General features: G+C 56.0%; 25 protein-coding genes and 1 tRNA gene. 20 read left to right on the top strand and 6 right to left on the bottom strand.

Annotation, left to right across the window (positions count from 1 at the left end; translation table 11 throughout):
* The 3 genes from AD948_RS09675 to AD948_RS09685 all read left to right on the top strand — a co-directional run.
* Positions 1 to 413 (top strand): DUF1178 family protein (locus tag AD948_RS09675; RefSeq protein WP_061471704.1); only part of this gene is annotated, 413 nt, incomplete at its 5' end.
* Between the two features lie 177 nt (positions 414 to 590).
* Positions 591 to 1,001, top strand: a complete 411-nt coding sequence (locus AD948_RS09680) for a DUF2147 domain-containing protein (protein ID WP_231948299.1) — start codon at positions 591 to 593, stop codon at positions 999 to 1,001.
* A 30-nt stretch (positions 1,002 to 1,031) separates the two neighbouring features.
* The gene (locus AD948_RS09685; protein WP_006557635.1) at positions 1,032 to 2,291 is read left to right on the top strand and encodes a lactonase family protein; all 1,260 of its coding nucleotides are present in this window, start codon (positions 1,032 to 1,034) and stop codon (positions 2,289 to 2,291) included.
* 11 nt (positions 2,292 to 2,302) lie between these two features.
* Here AD948_RS09685 and ubiG read toward each other — a convergent pair whose 3' ends face one another.
* Entirely contained in the window at positions 2,303 to 3,043 is a 741-nt protein-coding gene (gene ubiG, locus AD948_RS09690) for a bifunctional 2-polyprenyl-6-hydroxyphenol methylase/3-demethylubiquinol 3-O-methyltransferase UbiG (RefSeq protein ID WP_061471706.1), read from the bottom strand.
* On the opposite strand from ubiG, the gene AD948_RS09695 reads away from it, so the two are divergent.
* From AD948_RS09695 to prfA, 7 genes are all read left to right on the top strand, one after another.
* Positions 3,042 to 3,248 carry a hypothetical protein gene (locus AD948_RS09695; RefSeq protein ID WP_006557633.1) on the top strand — a complete coding sequence of 69 codons (207 nt, stop codon included), beginning with the start codon at positions 3,042 to 3,044 and terminating at the stop codon, positions 3,246 to 3,248. The two genes, ubiG and AD948_RS09695, sit on opposite strands and share 2 nt — an antisense overlap.
* On the top strand, positions 3,218 to 4,471 hold the full coding sequence (locus AD948_RS09700) for an aspartate kinase (protein ID WP_061471708.1): 1,254 nt from the start codon (positions 3,218 to 3,220) through the stop codon (positions 4,469 to 4,471). Before AD948_RS09695 ends, AD948_RS09700 begins: the two co-directional genes overlap by 31 nt.
* Positions 4,464 to 5,549, top strand: a complete 1,086-nt coding sequence (locus AD948_RS09705) for an NAD(P)H-dependent flavin oxidoreductase (protein ID WP_061471711.1) — start codon at positions 4,464 to 4,466, stop codon at positions 5,547 to 5,549. The genes AD948_RS09700 and AD948_RS09705 overlap by 8 nt, the downstream gene beginning before the upstream one ends.
* Complete coding sequence (locus tag AD948_RS09710) at positions 5,542 to 6,924, top strand: helix-turn-helix domain-containing protein (protein WP_248845988.1); 1,383 nt, start codon at positions 5,542 to 5,544, stop codon at positions 6,922 to 6,924. The genes AD948_RS09705 and AD948_RS09710 overlap by 8 nt, the downstream gene beginning before the upstream one ends.
* Positions 6,925 to 7,055: 131 nt before the next feature.
* On the top strand, positions 7,056 to 8,216 hold the full coding sequence (gene ispG, locus AD948_RS09715) for a flavodoxin-dependent (E)-4-hydroxy-3-methylbut-2-enyl-diphosphate synthase (protein ID WP_006557628.1): 1,161 nt from the start codon (positions 7,056 to 7,058) through the stop codon (positions 8,214 to 8,216).
* A gap of 128 nt (positions 8,217 to 8,344) precedes the next feature.
* Complete coding sequence (hisS, locus tag AD948_RS09720; protein ID WP_061471790.1) at positions 8,345 to 9,616, top strand: histidine--tRNA ligase; 1,272 nt, start codon at positions 8,345 to 8,347, stop codon at positions 9,614 to 9,616.
* Positions 9,613 to 10,671 (top strand): peptide chain release factor 1, encoded by a 1,059-nt coding sequence (gene prfA / locus AD948_RS09725; protein ID WP_045541909.1) that lies wholly within the window; start codon positions 9,613 to 9,615, stop codon positions 10,669 to 10,671. Before hisS ends, prfA begins: the two co-directional genes overlap by 4 nt.
* A 52-nt stretch (positions 10,672 to 10,723) precedes the next feature.
* On the opposite strand, the gene AD948_RS09730 is transcribed toward prfA, so the two are convergent.
* Positions 10,724 to 11,113, bottom strand: coding sequence for a hypothetical protein (locus AD948_RS09730; protein ID WP_254909351.1), 390 nt, complete (start codon positions 11,111 to 11,113; stop codon positions 10,724 to 10,726).
* 120 nt (positions 11,114 to 11,233) lie between these two features.
* On the opposite strand from AD948_RS09730, the gene prmC reads away from it, so the two are divergent.
* Together prmC and AD948_RS09740 are read left to right on the top strand one after the other, a co-directional pair.
* Positions 11,234 to 12,121 carry a peptide chain release factor N(5)-glutamine methyltransferase gene (gene prmC, locus AD948_RS09735; RefSeq protein WP_061471714.1) on the top strand — a complete coding sequence of 296 codons (888 nt, stop codon included), beginning with the start codon at positions 11,234 to 11,236 and terminating at the stop codon, positions 12,119 to 12,121.
* Positions 12,122 to 12,371: 250 nt separating this feature from the next.
* Positions 12,372 to 12,821 carry a DUF4167 domain-containing protein gene (locus AD948_RS09740; RefSeq protein ID WP_061471716.1) on the top strand — a complete coding sequence of 150 codons (450 nt, stop codon included), beginning with the start codon at positions 12,372 to 12,374 and terminating at the stop codon, positions 12,819 to 12,821.
* Positions 12,822 to 13,051: 230 nt separating this feature from the next.
* Here the strand turns inward: AD948_RS09740 and AD948_RS09745 are convergent.
* Both AD948_RS09745 and AD948_RS09750 read right to left on the bottom strand, forming a co-directional pair.
* Positions 13,052 to 13,126: transfer RNA gene (locus AD948_RS09745), tRNA-Met, on the bottom strand.
* 109 nt (positions 13,127 to 13,235) lie between these two features.
* On the bottom strand, positions 13,236 to 13,694 hold the full coding sequence (locus AD948_RS09750; RefSeq protein ID WP_061471719.1) for an MlaD family protein: 459 nt from the start codon (positions 13,692 to 13,694) through the stop codon (positions 13,236 to 13,238).
* Between the two features lie 118 nt (positions 13,695 to 13,812).
* Here AD948_RS09750 and AD948_RS09755 point away from each other — a divergent pair, with 118 nt between their 5' ends.
* Positions 13,813 to 14,661 carry an undecaprenyl-diphosphate phosphatase gene (locus AD948_RS09755; protein ID WP_061471722.1) on the top strand — a complete coding sequence of 283 codons (849 nt, stop codon included), beginning with the start codon at positions 13,813 to 13,815 and terminating at the stop codon, positions 14,659 to 14,661.
* Positions 14,662 to 14,766: 105 nt separating this feature from the next.
* Positions 14,767 to 16,311, top strand: coding sequence for an APC family permease (locus AD948_RS09760; protein WP_061471791.1), 1,545 nt, complete (start codon positions 14,767 to 14,769; stop codon positions 16,309 to 16,311).
* 121 nt (positions 16,312 to 16,432) lie between these two features.
* Here AD948_RS09760 and AD948_RS09765 read toward each other — a convergent pair whose 3' ends face one another.
* Together AD948_RS09765 and AD948_RS09770 are read right to left on the bottom strand one after the other, a co-directional pair.
* Positions 16,433 to 17,530: an ATP-grasp domain-containing protein gene (locus AD948_RS09765; protein WP_058988968.1), complete on the bottom strand. Its 1,098-nt coding sequence runs from the start codon at positions 17,528 to 17,530 to the stop codon at positions 16,433 to 16,435.
* Positions 17,527 to 18,102: a DedA family protein gene (locus tag AD948_RS09770; RefSeq protein WP_006557616.1), complete on the bottom strand. Its 576-nt coding sequence runs from the start codon at positions 18,100 to 18,102 to the stop codon at positions 17,527 to 17,529. Before AD948_RS09770 ends, AD948_RS09765 begins: the two co-directional genes overlap by 4 nt.
* Positions 18,103 to 18,279: 177 nt before the next feature.
* Here AD948_RS09770 and AD948_RS09775 point away from each other — a divergent pair, with 177 nt between their 5' ends.
* The 6 genes from AD948_RS09775 to metG are packed head-to-tail and all read left to right on the top strand — an operon-like array spanning position 18,280 to position 24,534.
* Positions 18,280 to 19,293, top strand: a complete 1,014-nt coding sequence (locus AD948_RS09775; protein WP_061471793.1) for a lytic murein transglycosylase — start codon at positions 18,280 to 18,282, stop codon at positions 19,291 to 19,293.
* Positions 19,290 to 20,171, top strand: a complete 882-nt coding sequence (locus AD948_RS09780; RefSeq protein WP_061471725.1) for a septal ring lytic transglycosylase RlpA family protein — start codon at positions 19,290 to 19,292, stop codon at positions 20,169 to 20,171. Before AD948_RS09775 ends, AD948_RS09780 begins: the two co-directional genes overlap by 4 nt.
* Before the next feature lie 8 nt (positions 20,172 to 20,179).
* The gene (locus AD948_RS09785) at positions 20,180 to 21,400 is read left to right on the top strand and encodes a D-alanyl-D-alanine carboxypeptidase family protein (RefSeq protein WP_061471727.1); all 1,221 of its coding nucleotides are present in this window, start codon (positions 20,180 to 20,182) and stop codon (positions 21,398 to 21,400) included.
* A 3-nt stretch (positions 21,401 to 21,403) separates the two neighbouring features.
* Positions 21,404 to 22,036 carry a dTMP kinase gene (gene tmk / locus AD948_RS09790; protein WP_035381801.1) on the top strand — a complete coding sequence of 211 codons (633 nt, stop codon included), beginning with the start codon at positions 21,404 to 21,406 and terminating at the stop codon, positions 22,034 to 22,036.
* Positions 22,037 to 22,045: 9 nt separating this feature from the next.
* A complete protein-coding gene (locus AD948_RS09795; protein ID WP_006557610.1) occupies positions 22,046 to 22,993 on the top strand; it encodes a DNA polymerase III subunit delta' in 948 nt (315 codons plus the stop codon).
* Positions 22,990 to 24,534 (top strand): methionine--tRNA ligase, encoded by a 1,545-nt coding sequence (metG, locus tag AD948_RS09800; protein WP_061471730.1) that lies wholly within the window; start codon positions 22,990 to 22,992, stop codon positions 24,532 to 24,534. The genes AD948_RS09795 and metG overlap by 4 nt, the downstream gene beginning before the upstream one ends.
* The last annotated feature ends 2 nt before the right edge of the window (positions 24,535 to 24,536 follow it).

Raw genomic sequence — 24,536 nt, forward strand, 5'->3', positions numbered from 1 at the left:
GGGATAGCGCGCCTTTTGTGCAGTTGCAGCAGAATGGTTTTTTAAACTGCCCTGAGTGTGGGACATCTGATGTCCGGCAGGTTTTGATGGCCCCCGCCATTGCCAAAGGCGGGAAGAGTGGCGGTGCTGCCGAGCACGAAAGCGCGCCGACCTCAGCGCCCGCCACGCAGGCTGCCGGGGGTGCAGGCATTCCTGATAAGGTTCTGGTGGCCTTTCAGAAAATGCGGCAGGTGGTAGAGCAGAACTGCGAGAACATGGGTGACCGCTTTGCAGAAGAGGCTGTAAGGATTCACCATGGTGAAGCGCCTGAACGGGGTATTTATGGGAACGCGACGGAGCGTGACCAAGAAATGCTCCGTGAAGAAGGGGTGGATGTGGTGGCCATTCCGTGGGTTCGGCGGTCAGATAGCTGACTGTGAAAGAGCGGTTGGCGGGGAAGTCTGTCTGATACAGGTCATTCCCGCTGAAGGCGCCCAAAATACAGATGCAGCCAGGTAGGTTGCAGGAATATGGAGAAGGACAAGGTGAGCAGAAAGAACAGATGGCTTGCGGCATTCCTTTACCCAGTTCTGATATGCGCGTTCTTTATCGTGTCAGGCACCGCCCGGGCGGAAAGTGTGCAGGCCAATCCGTTTGAAGGCTACTGGCTCAGTCAGGGCCATGATGGCGTGTTCAAGATAGGAACGTGCGGGGATACGGTATGTGGTCACCTTGTTGGGCTGCAATATGAGGGCACGGATGTTCCGCGTGACAAAAAGGGGAATTCGGAGTGCAATCTTCTGATGCTTACCGATTTCCGTGCATCCTCTGATGAAGGCGGGCGTTGGAACGGCAAGATTCTAGACCCTGACACCGGAAGCGTTTATCAGGCGCAGATATGGTCTCCCAGAAAAGATGTTCTGAAACTGCGGGGATATATCGGGTTGCCGCTTTTTGGCGAAACCCAGACATGGACCCGTTATCAGGGAACCATCGGCCCGGTGTGTAAAATGCCGCATTAAAAATTGAAAAGAACAACAAGGCTCTTGTTTATGACTCATTCTCTTTCCCGTCGTCTGTTCGGGCTTGCTGGCATGGCCGGAGCCGTGACGGTAGCGCTTCCGGCCTACGCTCAGGACGATACGGCCAAGGCTCCAGATCCGGCTGATCCGGAATCACGGGAGCGCACATATTGTTATGTGGGGGGATATACCCAGCACGGGCCGCCGGGAGGAAATGGGGAAGGGATTACCGTCTTTGAAATGGATCCGAAGACGGGCGTTCTGACAAACCTGATGACATTCACGGACATTGCCAGTCCGTCCTATATTGCGCTCTCACCCGATAAACGGTTTCTGTATGCCGTCAGTGAGATCAATGATTTTGATACGGCGCATAGTGGCTCTGTAACGGCGTTCTCAATTGATCATGCAACAGGTGCCCTGACAAAGCTGAATACTGTTGCCTCCGGCGGCGCGGACCCGGCGCATCTGAGCGTCCACCCGTCTGGCAGGTATGTCATGGTCGCTAATTATACCGGGGGAACGGTCGGGGTTCTGCATGTTCTGGCCGATGGCTCTCTGGGCCGTATGACCGAACTGCTGCACAACACCGGGCCCCGCATGCCAGATCGGGCGGCGGATAACCCGCCGGGCAATTTTGCCATCAGCGATCATTCATCAGCCCATCCCCACATGGTGAAGGCTGACCCTACAGGCAAATACGTTCTGGTGATGGATGCCGGGCTGGACCGTGTTTACGTGTGGACCATCAATCTGGATACCGGCAAGCTCACTCCTGCCGCTGTGCCCTTTACAACCATGACGCCGGGTTCTGCGCCCCGACATTTTGAGTTTGGGTCGGATGGACACAAGCTCTATCTGCTATGTGAGCAGGACTCCAAGGTTGTGGTAGCGGATTTTGACCCGCAGACAGGCAAGATTGCGCCGCAGCAGACTGTCAGTAGCGTGACAGCGCATTTCCGTGGCAGCACGTTGGCCGCAGGCATTCTGCTCTCTCCTGATGAACATTTTCTCTATGTGTCCAACAGGCTGGGGGATTCGCTGGCTGTGTTTCAGGTCGCCAAGGATGGAGGCCTGACATTGGTGGATGAGATCTGGACCCATGCGGATTATGGGCGGTCGCTCATGTTTGATCCGTCAGGCAGCTATTTGTACGTTGCAAACCAGAGGAGTGATTCCATCACATCCTTCCGGGTTGATAAAACGACGGGAAAGATCAGTTTCACATGGGACTTTACGCCAATTGGCAGCCCCACGTGTTTTGAATTTCTGCGTGTTCCGGCTTCCTGAGCGCGCCGGAATCAGCTTTTTCTGAAAGCCGCAATGTAATTTACATCAAGGTTGCGGCTTTCCTTCCAGCCGGTCAGGCTGGGCACCATGCCCGCAATAGCCTGGATGTTCAGACCTGCTGAGCGGCCATATCGGCCCAGTTCGGCAGGGGTAATAAATTTCCGCCATTCATGCGTACCAACCGGCAGGAGGCGGAGCAGATATTCCGCCCCAATTTTGCCAATGGCCAGAGATTTCAGGGTGCGGTTCATGGTGGATACAATCACAATGCCACCCGGTTCCGCCAGATCAGCCAGCATGTGCATAAATCTTTCAGGATCAGTCACATGCTCTATAATTTCTAAGGCGACCACGGCATCAAATTTGGCGTTTTCCGCCACCAGTTCTTCTGCGCTGCCAACACGATAAGTCAGCGGGCCGGAGCCATCGGGAAGCGGGTGATTTTCAAGATGCGTCCGTGCGGCGGCAATGCCGTTGGCAGAGGCGTCAAGGCCCAGAACATCATGGCCCGCCCTTGCCAGTGCCTCACTGGCCAAACCCGCGCCGCAGCCGATATCAAGCACACGCACGCGGCGGCTGGTGCGCCCACGCAGGGGGAAGTGGCGGCAGGCCCAGCTTATCCGCAGTTCATTCATGGCATGCAGGGGCCGCATGGGGCCGGAGGGGTCCCACCATTTATCCGCCAGAGCGCCAAAGCGGGCAATTTCTTCGGGGGAAACGGAGGATGCAGCGTCGCGGCTGGAGGGATGCATGGAACAAAATTCCTTTCCTGCTGATCTCCCCCGCTGGACGAGAGGGGGCCGGGAAGGGTATGTGACGCGCCTTGTGAAGCTTCGCAACCGTCCTTTTGCGTCTTTCATGCCAGCAGTGCGCGTGGAAGGTGAAAAGAACGGTCTGTTTACGGCCTGTCTGGTGGAGAAAAAATTATGCCCGGTTCCGTGCCTCGGATCGTCATGAAGTTTGGCGGAACGTCCGTGGGGGATATTGAGCGCATTAAGGCCGTGGCCGAGCGTGTCAAGAAACAGAAAGACGCCGATTGTGATGTGCTGGTTGTTGTCTCCGCCATGGCGGGGGAAACCAACAAGCTGGTCGGTTATTGCGATGCGCTTTCTGACCTGCATGACGCGCGGGAATATGATTCCATTGTGGCGACCGGTGAACAGGTGACCAGTGGCCTTCTGGCCATTGCCCTGCAGAAACTTGGTGTGTCCGCGCGTTCCTGGGCCGGATGGCAGGTTCCTATCCGGACCGATTCGGCACATGGCAAGGCCAGCCTGGACACAATTGACGGCGCCCATCTGCTGGGATGCATGGCGGAAGGCGTTGTGCCTGTGGTGGCCGGCTTTCAGGGCGTGGGGCCGGACGGGCGTGTGACCACGCTGGGCCGTGGGGGGTCTGATACCTCGGCCGTTGCGCTGGCCGCAGCCATCAAGGCAGACAGGTGTGATATCTATACCGATGTGGACGGGATCTACACGACAGATCCGCGCATTGTGTCAAAAGCACGCAAGCTTGAAAAAATTACCTATGAAGAAATGCTCGAACTGGCATCCGTCGGTGCGAAGGTTCTTCAGACACGGAGCGTTGGTCTGGCCATGCGGCAAGGCGTACGTGTGCAGGTTCTTTCAAGCTTTGTAGATGGGCCAGCCTTGGTTGAAGGTAAGCTTCCCGGCTCCCTGGTGGTGGATGAGGACGAAATAGTGGAAAAGAAACTGGTGACTGGCATCGCGTATTCCCGTGATGAGGCCAAGCTGTCTGTAAGGCGGATTCCTGATCGTCCGGGGATTGCCGCTGCAATTTTCGGCCCGTTGAGTGAAGCCAACGTCAATGTGGATATGATCGTGCAGAGCACGGGTGCTGACGGCACAACGAACATGACGTTCACAACCAGCAAGACAGACCTGCCGCGCGCTATCAGCACACTGGAATCCGTGCGGGACGCTGTTCAGTACGAAGAACTGGTAACGGATGATGATGTGGTGAAAATCAGCGTGGTGGGCACAGGCATGCGCTCGCACGCCGGGGTGGCCAGCACCATGTTTCGCACACTTTCTGAGCGCTCAATCAATATTCAGGTGATCTCGACCAGCGAAATCAAGGTTTCTGTTCTGGTCGCTGCTGAATACGCGGAACTGGCAGTGCGTGCTCTGCATACAGCGTATGGGCTGGATAATGTCTGACCTGATGGAACGCGATCTGACGGCATTGCCGACCGAGTCCGAGAAAGAACGGGCGCGTAAGCGCCTTCAGCACCTATGCCAGCGTGGTGCAGATTTTCTGGGGACCCAGTACGCCATTCTTGGCGGGGCGATGTCCTGGGTTAGTGAGCGTCATCTGGTTTCCGCCATTTCCAACGCTGGTGGCTTTGGGGTGATTGCCTGTGGCGCCATGGAACCGGACCGTCTGGCCGAAGAAATAGCGGCAACCCGTGCGCTGACGGACAAACCATTCGGCGTGAACCTGATCACCATGCACCCCCAGCTTTCCGAGTTGGTGGATGTGTGTTTGCAGGCAGGCGTTGGCCATATTGTGCTGGCTGGTGGTATTCCACCGGGGGCGGCCATCAAGGCCGCCAAGGATGGCGGTGCTAAGGTGGTGGCCTTTGCGCCTGCTCTGGTGCTGGCCAAACGGCTGATCAAAATGGGTGTAGATGCGCTGGTGATTGAAGGGGCGGAAGCTGGCGGTCATGTCGGCCCTGTTTCTCTGACGGTGCTCGCGCAGGAAATTCTGCCCCACATCGATCAGGTGCCGGTGTTTGTGGCTGGCGGGCTGGGGCGTGGGGACGCGCTGGTTTCCTATCTGGAACTGGGGGCTTCCGGCGGCCAGTTGGGCACCCGTTTTGCCGCTGCTGCGGAAAGTATTGCGCATGAAAAGTTCAAAAAAGCGTTTGTGCGGGCTAATGCGCGGGATGCCATAACCTCTGTTCAGCTTGACGAACGTTTTCCCGTTATTCCGGTGCGGGGGCTGGCCAATGAAGGAAGCAGCCGTTTCGTGGCGCATCAGGCGGATGTGATTAGTCGCTTTCAGAGTGGCTCGATCTCGCGTGAGGAAGCCCAGCTTGAGATCGAACATTTCTGGGCTGGCGCCCTACGTCGGGCTGTAATAGAGGGAGATGTTGAAAACGGATCTGTCATGGCCGGGCAGTCTGTCGGAATGGTGAAGGCCGTTCAGCCTGTGGCTGACATTATTGCGGACCTTGTTGATCAAGCTGTGCTGGCACTGGTGCGCCAGCAGCGACGTATGGATGCTGATGGCTGATACCCGTTCTGTTCCCGAGCAGGAAAAACCTGCCGCTTCCTCCGTCCTGCCAGATGTGGCGAGTGTTGGTGTGGGAAGCGCGTTGCGTATGCGGCGGGAGCAGCTTGGCTGGACATTACCGCAGATAGCCGACTGGCTGCGTATTCGGGAAGCTTATCTGGAGGCTCTGGAAAGTGGGCGTGCCGGGGTTTTTCCGGCAGAGGCCTACGCCTTGGGCTTCTTGCGCACGTACGCGCAAGCCTTGGGCTTTGATGCTGAAGATGTGGTGCAGCGCTACAAGCGGGAAGGGAAGGTTCGAAATCGCAAACCCGAACTGACTTTTCCGGCACCACCGCCTGATCGGCGAATTCCGCCGGGGGTTACAGTTTCTCTCGGGTTGCTGGTGCTAGTGGGGGCCTATGTGGGCTGGTACCAATTCGTAGGCCATGCCCCGCCGGTGCCTGAGCATGTGCCGCCCGTGGCGGAGATTATTCCGGGCGAGAAAACGGCCAATGCTCCTTCCCCGCAGGTGGCGTCCATTCTGCCTGATCCGGGCGCTTCTCCTCCACCGCAGCCTGCGCCAGCCCCGGCATCGGGCGTGCCTTTAGGGGGCGCAGAGCATTCAGTTCCTGCCATAGCTTCAAATGATCCGTTGGCCCCGTCTGCGCAGGGAGCAACAGAACAGGCTTCCGGTTTGGCTAGCGGGACGGAAGGTGTTTCTTCTCCTGCGGCGAATACACCGCCACCGTCTTCGGACAGTGCCGAAGGGAGCGAGTCTACTGGAGCAGACGCAAACCAACTTGTCTTGAAGGCGGATGCCGCGAGTTGGGTGCAGGTAAAGGATGGTGCCGGAAAAGTGGTGTATGACCACATCATGCAGCCGGGTGACCAGTGGGATGTACCACCAGAAAACGGCCCCTATAGTTTGACAGTTGGTAATGCTGGCGGCGTTATGGTTGCTGCCGGAAGTGTGACAACGCCTCATCTTGGTCGTAATGGCGCGGTGCGGCGGAAGCTGCCGTTGACGGTTGACGCTGTGCGGGACGGGAGCCTTGCGGGGGCGCCGGTATCGAGTGTGGTTACATCCCCCTCGGCATCATCATCCGTACCAGCCGCTCCGTCGCTTCCTGCTGCCGGGCTTGCTTCACCGCAGAGTTCTTCAAAGCCGCAACAACAGAATAATGGCTCGCAGTCGGAAGATGTGCCATCCTCCACGTTGCCGGCAGGCGGAAAGGCCGCTTCTTCATCTGCCCAGCCGGATCAGGACGGTGTCGTGCAGGAGAATGCGCCAGCCATGCCAGTGCGTTCCATGCCGCGGCGTAAGAGCAGCCCCCCTCCTGAAACCAGCGCGGATGACCTGAATGCCCGTCAGTTACAGGGATTGGGCGGACATTGAATGCCTCTTTTACGCGCTTTCATGTAGCCAACGCGCATTGATTTTGGCAGGAAGGCATCAAACGTAATGGGTGATCGTGCACCACAACACGGTTTGCCTGATCAACTGTCGTCTCGACAAAAGGATGTAAGATGAGTGGCTACCGGCCTTACCAGTATATCGAGCGTCGGAAATCACGGAAGATCCATGTCGGCAAGGTAGCCGTCGGTGGGGATGCGCCGATTTCTGTCCAGACCATGACCAACACCCTGACCAGTGATGCACAGGCCACGATCGAACAGATCCGCCGTGCAGAACTGGCTGGTGTGGATATCGTCCGCGTGTCCTGCCCGGACGAAGAAAGCACCAAGGCGCTTGAAGAAATTGTGCGGGAAGTGAACGTGCCCATCGTGGCGGACATTCACTTTCACTACAAGCGGGCCATTGAAGCGGCCAAGGCTGGTGCGGCCTGCCTGCGTATCAACCCCGGTAATATTGGCAACGCCGAGCGTGTGAAAGAAGTTGTCAATGCTGCCAAGGATTATGGCTGTTCCATCCGTATCGGTGTGAATGCCGGGTCTTTGGAAAAGCATCTGCTGGAAAAATACGGCGAGCCTAACCCGGAAGCACTGGTAGAAAGCGCTCTGGAACATGCCAAGATTCTGGAAGATCACGATTTCCGTGAATTCAAGATCAGCGTGAAGGCCTCTGATGTCTTCATGGCGGTGGCTGCCTACCAGCAGTTGGCTGATGCATGTGACTACCCGCTGCATATCGGTATCACGGAAGCTGGCAGCAAACGTGCCGGCACTGTCAAATCTTCCATTGGTCTGGGTAATCTGCTGTGGGCCGGTGTGGGTGATACCATGCGCGTTTCGCTCTCTGCCGCGCCGGAAGAAGAAGTGTTGGTCGGGTGGGATATTCTTAAATCCCTTGGCCTGCGTCACCGTGGCGTAAAGATTATTTCCTGCCCGTCCTGTGCCCGTCAGGGTTTCAATGTGGTGGAAACGGTTCAGACGCTTGAAGATCGTCTGGCCCATATCAAAACTCCGCTGACGCTTTCCATTATCGGGTGCGTTGTGAACGGACCGGGTGAAGCCCTGATGACGGATCTGGGTGTAACGGGCGGTGGTTCAGGCCGTCATATGGTCTATTCCGCTGGCAAGCAGGACCATACTATTCCGGCTGGCGACATGATTGAGCATGTGGTGGAGCTGGTGGAAGCCCGTGTGGCAGCCATTCAGGCCGAAGAAGCCAAGGAAAAGGCTGAAGGCAAGACGGAAGAACTGCCGGAAATGTCTTCCGCTAAATAAAAGCTGAGGCCCAGCATGGTCTGATTCCGGGCAATCAGACCATGCGCCTTGGTTTTTTATCGTAAAATTTGAAGAGTCAGCTCGCTGCGTAATAGCCGGTGGCGGGCGCTGTGATCGGGAAAAGATCTGTGAGCACCATTCAACCCGTAAGAGGAACGCACGACCTTATTGGCGAGGAGCAGCGGCGTTACACGCATGTTGTCTCAACAGCGCGCCATATTGCGGGGCTATACGGGTTTGATGAATGGTCCACCCCGATTTTTGAAGACACGAAAGTATTTTCCCGCTCGCTGGGCGATACGTCAGATGTTGTCTCCAAGGAGATGTATTCCTTCAGTGACCGGGATGGCGAAAGCCTGACCCTGCGTCCGGAAGGCACGGCTGCCATCTGCCGCGCTTTGGTGACAAATGGGCTTACGCAATCCCTGCCGCAGAAGGTTTTCTATGCAGGCCCCATGTTCCGGCATGAGCGGCCACAGAAAGGGCGTTATCGTCAGTTCCATCAGATTGGTGCAGAACTGATGGGTGCAGCGGAACCTCTGGCTGATGCTGAGGCAATAGCGTTGGGGTATCAGGTGCTTACGGCGCTGGGTGTGGCGGAACACGTGACCTTGGAGCTGAATACGCTGGGCGATACGGCCAGCCGGGATGCGTGGCGTGCTGCACTGGTGTCTTATTTCTCCGGCTATAAGGACCGCCTTTCGGAAGAAAGCCGCATCAGGCTGGAGAAAAATCCGCTGCGGATTCTGGACAGCAAGGACGCTGGTGATCGGTCTCTGGTGGCAGATGCCCCCATGATGGAAGAGTTTCTCACGCCGGAAGCCCGCACATTCTGGGATGATCTGCGCCGCACGCTTGATGGCTTCGGAATTGAGTACAAGGTCAACACAAGCATTGTGCGTGGGCTGGATTATTATAATCACACCACCTTCGAATTTGTGACCAGCAAGCTGGGCTCTCAGGGCACGGTTATGGCAGGCGGCCGTTATGACGGCCTGGTTCAGCAGATGGGTGGGCCGGAAGTGCCTTCCATTGGTTGGGCTGCTGGTGTGGAGCGCCTTTCCATGTTGCTGGATGCGTCTCCGGCTGCGCCGCGCTCGGTTGTAATCGTGCCGGTTGGTTCACCCGATGAAAAAGCACTTTTCCAGATCTTGCAGGGGCTGCGTCGGCAGGGAGTGCGGGTGGAAATCGGGTATCGTGGCTCCTTGCGTAAACGTATGGAGCGGGCAGGCAAGCAGAATGCCAGCCACGTGATTTTCCTGGGCGAGGATGAGTTGGCTAAAGGGGTCTTCAGGGTCAAAGCCATGGAAACCGGGCAGGAGGAGGAGGTCTCTCGTGATCGACTTCTTTCTGACGCAAAGGCAGTGTTTGCGGGCGTGGGTGGATCAACGGCGCAATGACTTTGGATGAACGGCTGGACAGGATTGTCAGCCGGGCGCTTGAACTGGAAGCCCAGCTGGCTAGTGGCATAAGCGGCGAGGCTTTTACGCAGGCCTCTCGTGAATATGGAGAAATTGAGCCGCTGGTAGCGCGCATCACCGCGCTGCGCTCGGCTGAGCAGGCTGCCCAGCAGGCGGAAGCGTTGCTGGCAGACCCGGAAATGAAAGAACTGGCCGAGCTGGAACTGGCCGAACTTCAGGAAACATTGCCGCAACTACGGCAGGATGTGCGCCTGGCCATGCTTCCGCGAGATGCTGCCGACGAGAGAAGTGCCATCCTGGAAGTGCGGCCTGCCGCCGGTGGAGATGAAGCTGCTCTTTTTGCGGCAGAACTGTTTGATCTGTACCGTCGATATGCGGACCTGCGAGGCTGGCGTTTTTCCATCATGGATTATGATGAGAGCGAGCTTGGTGGTCTGCGCGAAGGGATTGCGGAAATCAGCGGGAAGGGCGTTTTCGCACGATTGAAATATGAATCTGGTGTTCATCGTGTGCAGCGTGTGCCTGCAACGGAAAGTCAGGGCCGGATTCATACCTCCACCGTAACCGTGGCGGTGCTGCCTGAGGCAGAAGAGGTTGATGTTACGGTTGATGAAGGTGATTTGCGGATTGACGTCTATCGGGCGTCTGGCGCGGGTGGCCAGCATGTGAACAAAACTGAAAGTGCTGTGCGCATTACCCATTTGCCTACCGGCATAGTGGTGGCCATGCAGGAAGAAAAAAGCCAGCATAAGAACCGCGCAAAAGCCATGAAGATTTTGCGGGCGCGACTGTATGAGCGGGAACGGGCGGAAGCCCACGCATCCCGCGCAGCGAACCGGAAATCTCAGGTGGGGACGGGCGACCGTTCAGAGCGTATCCGGACGTATAATTTTCCGCAGGGCCGCGTGACAGACCATCGGGTTAATCTGACGCTCTACAAGATTGACCGCATCATGCTTGGTGAAATTGATGATTTTGTGGATGCCCTGACACAGGAAGAACAGGCCGAACTTCTGGCCGCGGAAGGGTTCTGAGTTTGGCCTTGGCCGAGCGCTCCAAGTTCTGCCGAGATGTTGGCTAGAACGGCTAACTAACCGGCATGGAGCAGACATTGGAATGGGTAGGGTGATGCTCCGCAATGGAGTCATCATCGGGGTCCATCAGGAAGAATTCGGTAAAGTTGTTGGAGCCCAGCGCATAAAGGTGATGGCCATCCGGATTGTGAAGCGTGCCATCATTGCTGACTTCGTGCGTTTCCACCCGTCCTTCTGGTGTGCGAATGGTGATTTCACCGCAGAGGGTATAAGTGTGGTCAATCCGGCCCATCGGGGTCGGGATGCGCACGGTCTTCCCGCGATTTTTGTCATCCAGTTTGAAAATGGCAGCCAGCTTTCCATCCAGATAAAGGCGGGAAATCTCGGAGATTTCTGCATCCGCTTTCTCGTCAGTCACCGTAAATTCGCCTGCATGCGCCATTGATGCTCCGGCCGTAAGGGAGACAATGGCAGCGCAGAAGGGTAAGAGCACCCGCAGGACGCGTCCGGTGCAGGATGAAAATGTCATTTCAAACAGTACCGCTCTGATAAAGGGTTCCTTATGAGTAGAGCAGAAAAACATGCAGCCAGCCAGCCGCTGGGTCAGTTGCTTGCTCATGGTGCGCAGGTGCTGGCAGCGTCTGCTATTGAAAATCCTCGGCGGGAGGCCCGGCTTCTTCTGGCGTATGCGCTGGGCAAAAGCCCGGAGCAAATGTTGGCTGCATCCCCCAGAGATGATGTGCCCGCAGAACCCTTTCTGTCTTATCTGGCCCGTAGGGCTGCGCATGAACCCATGGCGTTCATAACCCGCAGCAAAGGGTTCTGGACGCTTGATCTCGCTGTTTCTCCGGCAACATTGATCCCGCGTGGTGATAGTGAGACCGTTCTCGCCTGTCTTCTTGATTACTGTCCTGACGTGCAGGCAGCCTTGTCTGTGCTGGATATGGGAACGGGAACAGGTTGCCTTTTACTTGCGGCTTTGGCGGAATATCAGAAGGCGTGGGGCATTGGCGTGGATATCAACCCCGACGCCGCGATTCTGGCTGCGCACAACGCCAAACGATGCGGGATGGCACAGCGCGCCTTTTTTCTGGCAGGCAGGTGGGATGATGCGCTGAAAGGCCAGCGTTTTGATGTGCTGCTGAGCAATCCGCCCTACATTCCAACATCTGATCTTGCTGAGCTGATGCCCGAAGTCCGACTGCATGAACCACTCACCGCGTTGGATGGAGGGGAGGATGGTATGGAGGCGTATCGTTTCCTTTGTGGGCGGTTACCTTATCTCCTCTCCCCACAAGGTGTAGCCATTTTCGAGATCGGGATTCATCAGTCGCGGGATCTACGGCATGTTGCTGCGGAACATGGGCTGGAGATTGTTGAAATCAGGCCGGATCTGGGTGGGGTGCCAAGGGCCGCAGTTTTGCGGGTCAGGACTGATGCAATCACATAAAAAATAGGTTGGCTTTAGCTTGGTGGATTGCTAAGATCATAACTGCTTATTCAGAGATGTGGCGATTATCATTTATTTTTCCGCCATATGAATAAAGCAATGAGGGCCTTTATCTCAGCAATGGTTTTTCCCTGCTGAAAAGAAGCCCGTTCCGACACACAATTCGGCCTTCAGTCAGGAAGCACGTCTTGAAAAGTTCGACTGTTTCTTCATGCAGAATGCCATGAACGTGAAAGTGCTGCGATAGCTCATGAATGTAAAACGGATGCGAACCAGAAATCATCGCTCTAGTGGTAGCGGGAGTGGTGGTTCTTCCCGGCATCTGAATGGTCAGATTCCGATGAACCGGAACCACGTGTTTGATAGTCATGGCCCTGATGTTCGTGTACGTGGGACGGCACAGCAGCTTTTTGAAAAATATCTCCAGCATGGTCGGGATGCGACGGGCGCGGGAGACCGTGTTGCCGCTGAAGCGTATTTCCAGCATGCCGAGCATTACTTCCGTATCATGAACGCCATGACGCAGGCCGCCCAGCAAAGCCAGCAGGAGCGGGCAGAGCGTCAGGCATCCCGCCAGCGCAATGTCAGTGCATCTGATGAAGGTAATGAAGCGTCTCGCGGAGAAGATGGTGATGCTCCGGTGCGGGGCGAAGAACCGCAGCCCGATATTCAGCCCCAGCCTGAATTGTCTGAAGGCTGATCTGACGGTTTTTTAGAGTGAGCGTCGTATGGTGTTGTGCCTTCTCTGAAGGACACGCTATGCGACGCTTTTTTTTGTGTGGATAGCATCAGGCAAAAAGAATTTTGCTTATCCGTGGCAGAATAAGTGCCGCCATAAATTCAGATGACTGCAATTTTTATGGGAAGAAACCCGAACATCAAGGAATAGAAAAGCTACTGATTTCTAAAGTCTTGATTTTCAAGGAAAGATGGTAGCGGCGGACGGATTTGAACCGCCGACCAAGGGATTATGATTCCCCTGCTCTACCGCTGAGCTACGCCGCCATCGTTCGGTGGAGGTGATCTACCCTTGGTGGGGTGGGGTCGTCAAGGCGTTCTTGCTGTTTTTGTTACAAAAAATCGCAGCCGCCAGTGTGGGCGCAGGCAACGGCCTTCATTGATCCAGATTGCCTCCGCCAAAAATGTAGTTGCTCACCTGCTGCTCAAGGCTGGAAGGCTCAAGCGTGTGGGTCAGTACCGTGCCCGGGGTTGCCAGAGTGTGAGAATGGCCTGGCTCAATTATCAGAGCGTTATCGGAAGAGAGGGTGCTGCTGCCAATTGTCAGTGTGCTGTCATCAGGGATCTTGAGTTCCGTGTTCACCCGGAATTTCACAATGGCCATTTGAGAAACAGGATCAAGTGTAACAGAGGAAACACGGCCCACAGGCACGCCAGCCAAGGCAACATCCGCGCCGCGTGCCAAACCGTTGGCAGAGACAAAGCGCGCAGAAAGGTCATACCGCTCCTGTCCGGGGGCGGTCTGGGTGGCGCGGGCATACAGCGCGAAGGCCAGCGTGCCAGCCAATACGGCGCTGCTGAAGAGTGTGGCGCCTGCGCGGCCTCTCCCAATCATTGATCTGCTTTCTCCGTTATTAAGGCAGGGCTCTTGCCCATTGGTTATGAATGCTTGCAGCAGGCAGGGACTTGGTGCAAGGACAAGCTTGTGTGGCCAGAACTGGGTTTTGTTATCAATGTCTTTCATTCAGGCTATTATCATAGCTATCCTGCAAGGGGCGACGGAACTGTTTCCGGTCAGCAGTCTGGGGCATGCGGTCATTTTGCCTGCACTGCTGCACTGGTCTTATGATCTGCATGATGAAGCGTTTCTGCCTTTTCTGGTGATGCTGCATCTCGGGACGTCCGTTGCGTTACTGATTTTCTTCTGGAAAGACTGGGCCGCCCTGTTCAAAGGCTCTGCAGGCCTGCTGGGAAGCAGGATCCAGATGGAAAGCATGCACATTCTGTTCCTGCTGGTTGTGGCCACTATTCCTGCCGTTATCATCGGCGGGCTGTTTGAACATATGTTGCGCAGCCTGTTCGGTTCAGCGTCTTCCGCTGCTATTTTCCTGTTTCTGAATGGCATTATGTTGCTATTGGCGGAAAAATTGCGGGGTATGGGCGGTCGTTATGGTGTGCGCACGGTAGCGGACATGACAATGCGGGACGCCCTAGTGATTGGCGTGTGCCAATGCATTGCCTTTCTGCCCGGTTTTTCCCGGTCTGGGGCGACCATCTGCGGTGGTTTGATCCGTGGTCTGCGGCATGACACAGCCGCGCGCTTTTCCTTTCTGATGGCTGAGCCAGTCATTATTGCCGCTACGGTAAGGGAAGCCTTCAAGATGCGGCATATGCCGTTGCAGCCTGGGCAGATGCACGTGGCATTGATTGCTGCCGTAATTTCGGGCGTGACGGCTTTGGCCAGCACAGCTTTCCTGATGCGTTATTTTCGCGACCATGATAGATGGGCGCTCTCTCCCTTTGCCTATTACTGCATTGGGGCAGGGCTTATCGCGACGCTGATTTTCCATTTCAGTGCCTGAAGCAAAGAGCGGCTTGCCGAGGACGCAGGCCTGATTCTATTTGCATATTAGAGCCGGCTGCGTAACAAAAGCTGCTGGCGTGTGGTGGAGGTTATACAGGCTCTCATGGGGTTTTCATCCTGCCCGGAAAAAGGGCGGTCTCGCCGTAAATCACTTGAGAGAATCGAGCAGGAAAATGGCGCTCAGCGGTTAAGCCGCACATTAGGCCCGCTTCAACTCACCATGTTGGGTGTAGGCTCCACTATTGGTGCTGGCATTTATGTGATGACGGGCACCGCCGCCGCCAATTATGCCGGGCCTTCCATTCTGCTTTCTTTTGTCGTCGCCGGATTGGCCTGTCTGTTTACGGCGCTGGCATATGGCGAACTGGCTTCAGCCATGCCGGTTTCCGGTTCTGCTTATACTTATGCCTATGTTTCCATGGGGGAAGCGTGGGCATGGGGTGTGGGATGGTTGCTTCTGCTGGAATACGGCATTTCCTGCGCGGGCGTGGCTGCCGGATTTTCCGGCTACGCGGTAAGTTTCCTACAGGATTTCGGGATTCATGTTCCCTCGGCCTTAAGCACCACAACCATGCAGGTCGCGCTGGATGGAACGCAACGTCATGTTTCCGTGGCAGGTCGACTGGATGCGGTCGGCGCTGCATCCATTCTGGTTGTGACAGGCTTGCTGATTCTGGGGGTAAAGGAATCTCTGCGGATCAACACGGCCATTGTTTTCCTGAAAGTGGGCGTTCTGGCCGTTTTTGTGGGTCTTGGCGTATGGCAGATCCATCCCTCTTACTGGACGCCCTTTATCCCGCCGCATGAAGGGGGCTTCCGCTACGGATTGCCGGGAATTTTTCGGGCAGCTTCTATTATTTTCTTTGCGTATGTTGGCTTTGAAGCTGTTTCTACGGCCTCATCGGAGGCCCGTAATCCGCGCAGGGATATTCCGGTAGGGATTATCCTGTCCCTGTTGATCTGCACGGCGGTTTATATTGTTGTGGCGGCCGTTCTGATTGGTGTGGTGCCATGGAAGACGCTGGATGTGGCTGATCCGTTGGCAATAGCGGTGAATGCCATGCATCAGCCCTGGCTGGCCGTTTTTGTGAAAATAGGGGCGGTGGTCGGCCTGTGCTCGGTTTTGTTCGGGCTACTTTATGCCCAAAGCCGTATCTTTTTTGCCATGGCGGAAGATGGCCTGCTGATGCCTGTCTTCAGCACATTGCATTCACGTTATAAAACACCCTGGATCGGCACCATCGTGCTTGGTCTTCTGGTGGCTGTGGCCACGGCGACATTACCGATCGATATTATTGGCGATCTTGTAAGCCTTGGCACGGCTACGGCATTCGGCATTGTGTGCTTTACCGTTATCTGGATACGCAATACTGCGCCGGATTTTCCGCGCTCTTTCAGCGTGCCCGGTGGCGGTTTTAGAATAAAAGGGATCTGGCTTGGCTATGTGCCCCTTTTAGGCATTCTATTCTGCCTGATTATGGCGGCTCCGCTCTTTATAGATATCATTATGGCCGTGTTTTCAGGAGATCCGGTACCGGCCGTTTTGCTGGCAGCTTATATTCTGTGTGGTTGGGCAAGCTACCGCTTTTACGGCCGGAGCCATTCTCGGCTAGGCAAGGATGCGGCCCTTACTGAACCAGCACCCTAAAAGGTAGGGCGCGCCGGTGCGCGGCCCATCCGAGTTATGAGCGGCGCTGCGGAGGGATCGCGTATCAGTGATCCTGTGTGAACGTTTTTATCATATCCTTGATTGGGATAAGTCGGCCTTCTCAATCATTCATGGGATAGGATGCCAGCAGTCGCTTTTGCCTGCGCCACAGACGCACGCCATGCCAGAGGCCGCTGGATTTCCAGCCAGCTTTTTTCTTTTTGGCGCCTATACGGAATGTTTCCCCGTAATGATGAAACTGGGCGGCATAGGCTTCACGCAAGCTGGTGCGGGAGTCCCAGATATGGGTGGCCTCAGAACCTACGCCGTTGATTTCAATAATCTCGAATTTCTCGCCAGCACGCAGAGCGTCAACACTGTCGAATTTCACATCCACACGGCCAAAGTGGAAATCAGGGATATCCTGCATGATTTCGTCCAGCCTTGCCGTAAGGGCCGGTGTGATATCTGCTGCGCCGTTGCGGAAAATGGCGCCTTTACAATGGTTGCCCGTAAAGACGAGATCTATGGTTTCCCCTTCAGGCAGAACCTCATGCAGACGATTTTGCAGGCGCGGGGTGTAGATATGAAGCAGGAGGCGTGTGCGTGGATCCTGCTTCAGGAGTTCCAGAACCGTATCTCGTCCGTTGCCTTGTAGCGCAGGAATATCCTTGTAAGTCAGGGAGGAGAGTGTGCCATGCGGGCTGTCAGGATGGCGGATATAGAACAGGCCGGCTTCATGCCGGTAGGGAATAAGACGCTGAATAACCAGTTTTATCCCTCGCGGGAACGCGGCCAAGGCAGCATCCAGTTCGGCTGACGTGCGGGCCAGCTTTACACCCGTACCATTGCAGCCAATATCTGGCTTTACCACGACGGGTAGGCTGAGGCCTTTATGCGCCATCGCTTCTTCCGCGCGGCGTGTATCGTCAGTGCTTGTAAACAGGGTTGTGTAAGGGGCGATCCAGCGGGCGGCTGTTGTGCCCGCCATGTCCAGAATGCCGCTTTTACTTTCACCGCACAGGCCGCCCGTTTCAATCCGAGGGTTGGCTGCTGTGGGAGTGCTGAAGTCCCGATACCGAAGGCCCAACAGAATCCAGTAGATCACGATAGGCGTGTAAAAAATCCACCCAGGCCAGAATTCAAAGCTGGAAAGAGGTGATCCATTTTGGGATTGCGGAGCGGATTGAGCGTGGGCTGAGAGGGGCTGCTTGGTCATTTTCCCTGTTTCTGCATGCGGGCGACAATACGACCCATAATGATGATGACCAGCACAAAGCCGAGAATGCCTGCCCAGCGCCAAGCCCCAAGGTGGGCCAGAAGATAGCCACCAATGTGGAGCGATAGCGCAAATAGCGCAGATGTCCAGATCAGGGTGGCAGCCAGAGTGGCCAAGGTAAAGGTGCGCAATCCTGCATTGAAAAACCCGCAGGCAGTATAAAGGGGCAGGCGCGTGCCCGGAATGAATCGGCTTATGAAAACCACCTTGAACAGTTTTTGCGTCAGCCACTGGCGCTGCATATCGCGTTCGGGGGTGTTGACCCAGCGCCGGGCCGGGGGCCAGCGGGCAGCCAGATAGCCCATTCCGTAAAGCCCCACATCACCAAGAACAATGCCGACATACAGGGCGATGAGCGCTTCAAAAGGCCCCAGAGCATTCAGTTTGACCTGAATGGCAGTGAGCACAGTTGCCGCATCTTCCAGAATGAAGGTGGCCAGAATGACAATAAGTACCTGCACGGCCGGGTAGGCCGTTGTTGCTGCGAGAAAATGCTCCAGAGAGTCTGGCATTCAGTCAAAATATTCCATGTAAGGGTGATCCCTGCTGTGACAGGCAAAGGGCAGGAGGGCAAGGCTGGCAGAAGGGAAAAGCCATATGGCTGCCAGAAAAAAGAGATGGCGCGCAGGCGGATAAATACGCTTATATCCGCTCCAGTTAACGATAGATCATAGCGCGACTGGTGAATGATGCTGAGAAGAAGAACCCTTGTTTGTGGGACTATGTCCTCGCTGCTCGTGCCTGCATTCGCCCGCAGCGCTGCTTCGGCAAAGCATGTCAAAAAGGTGAGCAGCCCGGCTGCAACGGGGAGCTATGCTGCCTTTCTGGCAGGTGTTCGACGGGAAGCTATCCAGCAAGGGCTTTCCGCTTCAATGCTGGATGAAGCCCTGGCTTTGACAACGCAACCAAATGCCAAGGTTTTGAAAGCTGACCGCCATCAGCCGGAATTCACCCTTACGTGGGCTCAGTATAAAGACCGGGTGATCACGGACAAGAAAATTTCAGATGGCCAGAATGCTGTTGCGCAACGCACGGCCCTGCTTAACCAGATCAGTCAGGCCTATGGCGTGGACCGTGGTGCCATTGCGGGAATCTGGGGGCTGGAATCTGCTTACGGCACCAGAATGGGAACTTACCATGTGGTCGATTCCCTTGCGACTCTGGCTTTTGATGGCAGACGATCCAGCTTTTTCCGTGCCGAACTCTTCAAGGCACTTCACATTCTGAATAACGGCGACATCACGCCCTCCGGTATGTTGGGAAGCTATGCGGGTGCCATGGGACAACCACAGTTCATGCCCAGCGCCTATGAACGCTACGCAGCCAGTTTCCCGGCAGGCGGGCGGCGCGATATCTGGAATAATGAAGCAGACGTTTTTGCCTCTATCGCAAACTATCTTGCCAAATGTCATTGGCAGGTAGGAGAGCCATGGGGCGAACAGGTGCAGGTGCCTGATACGCTGGACCAGTCCCAGATTGGTCGTGCTGCCGTGCATCCCGTCTCCTACTGGGCGGGCTTGGGCGTAAGGCCTCTGTTAGGCGGAGGCTTTTCTCGGCCGGGTCTGGAAGGGGCGGTTATCCGCCCGGATGGTGCGGGTGGGGAAGCCTATATGGTTTACCACAATTTCAACGTGATCCGCCGGTACAATCCCTCAGACTTCTATGCTCTGGGAGTCGGTCTTCTAGGTAGTGCCATAGTGTGAAAAAAGCCGTTCTGCTGTGCTGTGTAGGGGTTGTGGCCTGTTCTAGGCCGGTGCCCAAGGTTCAGCCTTCCGTACATTATGTGGTGGGGTCGGGCTGGCAGGTGGAAAATGCCTGGTTCTATCCCAGAGAGGATTTTTCCTATCAGGCGACAGGCTTGGCTGTTCGTCAGAAACAGGAAAAGACCGCATCAGCACTGACTACGGATGGTGAAGTGCGTGATGACGCGACCATGACAGGAAGCCATCCCACCTTGCAGTTACCTGCGGTGGTTACGGTGATGAATCTGGATAATGGGCGGGAAGTAACGGTCCGGCTGAATGATCGGGGCCCGAAGGAAATTGGTCGCCTGCTTGGCTTGTCACGTAAGGCAGCAGATCTGCTGGGAATGGGAACCGCGCCAGCGCGTGTAAGAATTGTGGAAGATGAAGCAGCCAGCCGTCATCTTGCTGAAATCCTGCCCGGTGGCCCCATGTTGCAGATCAATGCGGCTCCACTGGAAACGGTAACCCAGACCCAGTTGAAGGAAGCGAAGGCAGGGGCCAGAGTCGGGCGCGCCGTTCCGGCTGTTCAGCAGTCTGCGCCGCAAGAAGCTCCAGTGGCAGGTGGTCCCATCGTTCTGTCTGATCTCCCGGCCACATGGCGGCAGGGGATGCCTGTTGCTGGTCAGTTCTGGGTCGAGACGGCCGATTTTACATCCCGTTACGCTGCCGCCCGAGAGGCGGCCCGTCAGGGAGCGTCTGTTGTCCCTTCATTTACCCAGCAGGGAAAAATGTGGGCTGTCCGTCACGGACCGTTTGCGACTATAAGCGAGGCGGATGTGGCCCTGAGGCATGCCCTTGCTGATGGTTTAACCGGATCTCATATTGTCGTCGAATAGGAAAGAACGTGCATACTCGCCGGTTTCTTCTCGCAGGGGGTGCGGCCCTTGCCTCCACTGGTTATTCATTCAATGCGTTTGCCCGTAAGGTAAGGGGTGGTGCGACCCATGCGCATGCACCTGCCGCAGCAGCGGCCACGCAGCCTGCTCCCGTGCCGGAAACGCCCGCTATTACGCCGGTAGGGCCGGTGGATACCGTAGCGCGCTGGGCCTGCATTCTGGACTACAACAGCGGCGCAACGTTGCTTGAAAAGGCAGCGGATGAACGGATGCCGCCTTCATCTCTCACCAAGATGATGACGGCGTACGTTACCTTCACCATGCTGAAATCTGGCCGCCTGAAGCTGGACCAGACCCTGCCTGTGAGCGAAAAAGCGTGGCGCATGCAGGGATCACGGATGTTCGTGCCATTGGGGCAGAGCGTTTCTGTTGAAGATCTTATCCAGGGTATGGTGATCCAGTCTGGTAATGATGCCTGCGTGGTGTTGGCTGAAGGTATCTCCGGGTCGGAAGAGCAATTCGTCGCCCTGATGAATGAGATGGCAGGGAAGTTGGGGCTAACTAACTCACATTTCTTGAACGCAACGGGCTGGCCTGCTGACGGCCACTATATGTCCGCACGCGATGTTGCGTATCTTGCCTTGCGTCTCATCCATGATTTTCCAGAATATTATCATTATTTCTCGGAAAAAGAGTTTTTCTTCAACAAGATCCGGCAGGAAAACCGGAATGCTCTGGTGGTCAAGGGACTGGCGGATGGCCTGAAGACTGGCCACACGGATGCAGGTGGTTTTGGTCTATGTGCATCGTCTGAACGGGAAGGGCGTCGCGTCATTCTGGCTCTGAATGGCATGCCAACGTCCAATGTTCGTGCCCGTGAGAGCGAGCGGTTGATGGGGTGGGCGTTCGCCAACTTTGAATCCGCAAAAATTCTCAGCAAAGGGGATGTGGTAGAACAGGCTCCCGTATGGATGGGGCAGGTTCAGACAGTCCCCTTGGTTGTGGCGCAGGACTTCACCATGCTGTTGCCCCATGGCTGGCGCAACTCAACGCATGTGTCTCTGGATTATCAGGGACCGTTGGCTGCTCCCCTCAAGCAGGGGCAGCCTGCTGGGCAACTGACGGTGTTGTTGCCGGGTGGTCGACAGGCGCTGGTACCCGTTGTGGTCGGGCAGGATGTGCCTGCGCTGGGTGTTCTGGGGCGTGCGGCCCGCAGACTGCATCTTTAAGACATGAGTAAAGGTCTGTTTATTACGCTGGAGGGAGGAGAAGGCGTAGGGAAGTCCACGCAGCTTAAACTGCTGCAGGCAGCACTTCTCTCCGCTGGTGTGGATGTTGTGACCACGCGGGAACCTGGTGGTTCTCCGGGAGCCGAAGAATTACGGCAGGTTCTTCTGTTTGGTAAACATCCGCTCTCTCTCCGGGCGGAGATTCTAACGCATTTTGCGGCACGATATGATCATGTTGATCAGGTGATCACGCCTGCGCTGGAAGCCGGGAAAGTGGTGGTGTGTGATCGTTTTACGGATTCCACGCTGGCTTATCAGGGTTATGGCCGCGCAGAGGGAAACCCGGATGTCTTGCGCCTGATTTCTCGTCTGCAGGAGCAGTTGGGTCGTGATCCGGACATGACGTTTCTGCTGGAAGCTCCGCGGGATGTTGCTCGTCTGCGGCTGGCAGCGCGGGGCGCTCCGGTTGATCGTTATGAACTGTCAGATGAAGGGTTTCACGCCCGGGTTCTGGCGGGTTTTCAGGAGATCGCCCGGCAGGATACCGGCCGCGTCCGCCGTATCAGCACGGATGGCCTCTCACCAGAGGCGGTCAATGCCATGATTGTCAAAGATATTCGCGCACGTCTTCAGTAAAGGACTATCATGCAGGAGGACCCGCGCCTTGCATCGCTGTATCTGCAAGGGCATGAGGCCGCTTTGCAGGCCTTTCGCACGGCTCTTGCTTCCGGACGAATGCCTCATGCGTGGCTTATTACCGGGCCACCGGGCATAGGCAAAGCGACGTTCGCATTCCGCGTGGCGCGCCTTATATTGGGCGGAGAAGATGCGGATAGTCCGGCAGGGCGGCGCATCTCCGCAGCAACACATGCGGATCTTCTGGTCGTTAGCCGAAGTTTTGATGAGAAACGGCAGCGGTTTCGCGGTGAAATTGTTGCGGATGAGGTTCGGCCTATTAACGCGTTCCTGCGCCGCACAGCGGCGGAGGGAGGTTGGCGCGTTGTGATTGTGGATGGTGCGGAATGGCTCAACAGAAGTGCCGCCAATGCCCTTTTGAAGATTTTGGAGGAACCGCCTCCGCAGGCTGTGCTTTTATTGACCAGTTCTGCTCCGGGCCGGTTGTTACCCACCATTCGCAGTCGGTGCCGTAAGCTTGATCTGGCTCCCCTTGATACGCATAGCCTGCAGAGTGTGATTGTTCGGCAGGTGCCGGACGTTTCTCCGGCTGACATGACCCGTATGCTTGAAAGCGCGCAGGGAGCACCCGGAAGAGCGCTTGCCCTTCTGGCGGATCAAGGCGGTAAGATGGCTGATCTGGCGCAGGAAGCTGTGGCGGGCGTTTCTGTCAGTCGATCCTATCAGATTGCTGAGGCTGTTTTGCGCAAAGACGACGGTTTTAATTTATTTTTCAGTCTGTTATCTGATTTTCTTCAGAATAGGGCGCGTCAGTCCGCACGGCAGGGGCTTAATCAGTCCAATGCTCTTGCTCAGGCTTGGGAGGCCATTATGCGTCTTCAGGGCGAGACGGAACGCTTCAATCTGGATAAACAGGAATCTCTTCTCCAAGCCATGACCATTGCGAGTAAAGCATGACCGGCCGTTTTTATGTCACGACCCCAATCTATTACGTGAATGGCGCCCCCCATATCGGGCACGCCTATACCTCCGTTGCGGCGGACGTCATGGCGCGTTTTCACCGGCTGGAGGGGGACGAGGTCTTTTTTCTGACCGGAACGGACGAGCACGGCCAGAAGGTGGAACAGGCTGCACAGGCAGCAGGTATTGACCCCAAAGTTTTTGTGGACCGTGTTTCTGCGGATTTCCGGAACATGGCGGATGCCATGGCCATCTCCTATGATGACTTCATTCGCACAACGGAACCGCGTCATATTACCGGTGCGCAGGCTCTTTGGCAGAAAGTGGCGGAAAGTGGTGCCATCTATCTGGGGGCGTATGAGGGATGGTACGCTCTTCGGGATGAGTGTTTCTACGGTGAAGATGAACTGATTGACGGGCCGGAGGGCAAGAAAGTTGCTCCTACCGGCGCACCTGTCGATTGGGTGAAGGAGCCCTCCTATTTTTTCAGGCTGTCAGCATTTCAGGACAAATTGCTGGAACTGTATGAAAGTCATCCTGAATTTCTGGGCCCCAACAGCACCAAGCGCGAGATTGTCAGCTTCGTGAAGCAGGGGCTGCGCGATCTTTCCATCAGCCGCACCAGCTTTAAATGGGGCATTCCCGTGCCGGGGGATGAAGCCCACGTGATGTATGTCTGGTTTGATGCTCTGGCCAATTACCTGAGTGCGCTGGACTACCCTAATCCTGACGCGCCCCGTGCTGCGTTCTGGCCTGCCAATCTGCATCTGGTGGGCAAGGATATTGCCCGTTTCCATGCCATTTACTGGCCAGCCTTCCTGACGGCTGCCGGTATTGAGGTACCAAAGAAGATTTTTGCGAACGGCTGGTGGACGATTGAAGGCCAGAAGATGAGCAAATCTCTGGGCAATGTGGTCGATCCGCGTGATCTGGCAAAAGAATTTGGTGTGGATGCCGTCAGGTTCTTCCTGCTGAGGGAAGTGCCGTTTGGCGGAGACAGTGATCTTTCCCGCAAGTCCCTGATCACGCGCAACAACGTGGAACTTGCGAACGATCTTGGCAATCTCTGCCAGCGCACGCTCTCTCTGGTTGCCCGAAACTGCGATGGTATCATTCCAGAGCGTCGGGCGCTTACAGAAGCTGATACCCATCTCTTGGGGCAGGTGAGTGTGCTGCCGGAGTTGATGGCCGCCCAACTGGAACGCTGTGCATTGACGGATGCACTGGAAGACGTCTGGAAAGTAATCCGGGCAGGCAATGCCTACATTGATCATCAGGCTCCGTGGGCGCTGCGTAAAACCGATGTCGAACGGATGAAAGACGTTCTGCGGGTTCTGCTGGATGCATTGCGCGGTATTGCCACAGTGCTTCAGCCGTTCATGCCGCAGAGCATGGATCGCATGTTGACCCAACTTGGGGTTGAAGATGGTGAGCGGACATTCGCTGCACTTGAAACCCTGCTTCCTGCTGGGCGCAAGCTGCCAGCGCCACAGGGTATCTTCCCGCGTTATGTAGAACCCACGGCAGAGCCTTCATGAAT

The sequence above is a fragment of the Acetobacter senegalensis genome (genome assembly GCF_001580995.1).
GTDB lineage: Bacteria > Pseudomonadota > Alphaproteobacteria > Acetobacterales > Acetobacteraceae > Acetobacter > Acetobacter senegalensis.

Coding starts and splice junctions, on each gene's coding strand:
- AD948_RS09685 (WP_006557635.1), top strand. CDS start 1,032: ATGACTCATTCTCTTTCCCGTCGTCTGTTCGGGCTTGCTGGCATGGCC.
- AD948_RS09695 (WP_006557633.1), top strand. CDS start 3,042: ATGGAACAAAATTCCTTTCCTGCTGATCTCCCCCGCTGGACGAGAGGG.
- ubiG (WP_061471706.1), bottom strand. CDS start 3,043: ATGCATCCCTCCAGCCGCGACGCTGCATCCTCCGTTTCCCCCGAAGAA.
- AD948_RS09700 (WP_061471708.1), top strand. CDS start 3,218: ATGCCCGGTTCCGTGCCTCGGATCGTCATGAAGTTTGGCGGAACGTCC.
- AD948_RS09705 (WP_061471711.1), top strand. CDS start 4,464: ATGTCTGACCTGATGGAACGCGATCTGACGGCATTGCCGACCGAGTCC.
- AD948_RS09710 (WP_248845988.1), top strand. CDS start 5,542: ATGGCTGATACCCGTTCTGTTCCCGAGCAGGAAAAACCTGCCGCTTCC.
- ispG (WP_006557628.1), top strand. CDS start 7,056: ATGAGTGGCTACCGGCCTTACCAGTATATCGAGCGTCGGAAATCACGG.
- prfA (WP_045541909.1), top strand. CDS start 9,613: ATGACTTTGGATGAACGGCTGGACAGGATTGTCAGCCGGGCGCTTGAA.
- AD948_RS09730 (WP_254909351.1), bottom strand. CDS start 11,113: ATGGCGCATGCAGGCGAATTTACGGTGACTGACGAGAAAGCGGATGCA.
- prmC (WP_061471714.1), top strand. CDS start 11,234: ATGAGTAGAGCAGAAAAACATGCAGCCAGCCAGCCGCTGGGTCAGTTG.
- AD948_RS09740 (WP_061471716.1), top strand. CDS start 12,372: ATGAATGTAAAACGGATGCGAACCAGAAATCATCGCTCTAGTGGTAGC.
- AD948_RS09750 (WP_061471719.1), bottom strand. CDS start 13,694: ATGATTGGGAGAGGCCGCGCAGGCGCCACACTCTTCAGCAGCGCCGTA.
- AD948_RS09755 (WP_061471722.1), top strand. CDS start 13,813: ATGTCTTTCATTCAGGCTATTATCATAGCTATCCTGCAAGGGGCGACG.
- AD948_RS09760 (WP_061471791.1), top strand. CDS start 14,767: ATGGGGTTTTCATCCTGCCCGGAAAAAGGGCGGTCTCGCCGTAAATCA.
- AD948_RS09765 (WP_058988968.1), bottom strand. CDS start 17,530: ATGACCAAGCAGCCCCTCTCAGCCCACGCTCAATCCGCTCCGCAATCC.
- AD948_RS09770 (WP_006557616.1), bottom strand. CDS start 18,102: ATGCCAGACTCTCTGGAGCATTTTCTCGCAGCAACAACGGCCTACCCG.
- AD948_RS09775 (WP_061471793.1), top strand. CDS start 18,280: ATGCTGAGAAGAAGAACCCTTGTTTGTGGGACTATGTCCTCGCTGCTC.
- tmk (WP_035381801.1), top strand. CDS start 21,404: ATGAGTAAAGGTCTGTTTATTACGCTGGAGGGAGGAGAAGGCGTAGGG.
- AD948_RS09795 (WP_006557610.1), top strand. CDS start 22,046: ATGCAGGAGGACCCGCGCCTTGCATCGCTGTATCTGCAAGGGCATGAG.
- metG (WP_061471730.1), top strand. CDS start 22,990: ATGACCGGCCGTTTTTATGTCACGACCCCAATCTATTACGTGAATGGC.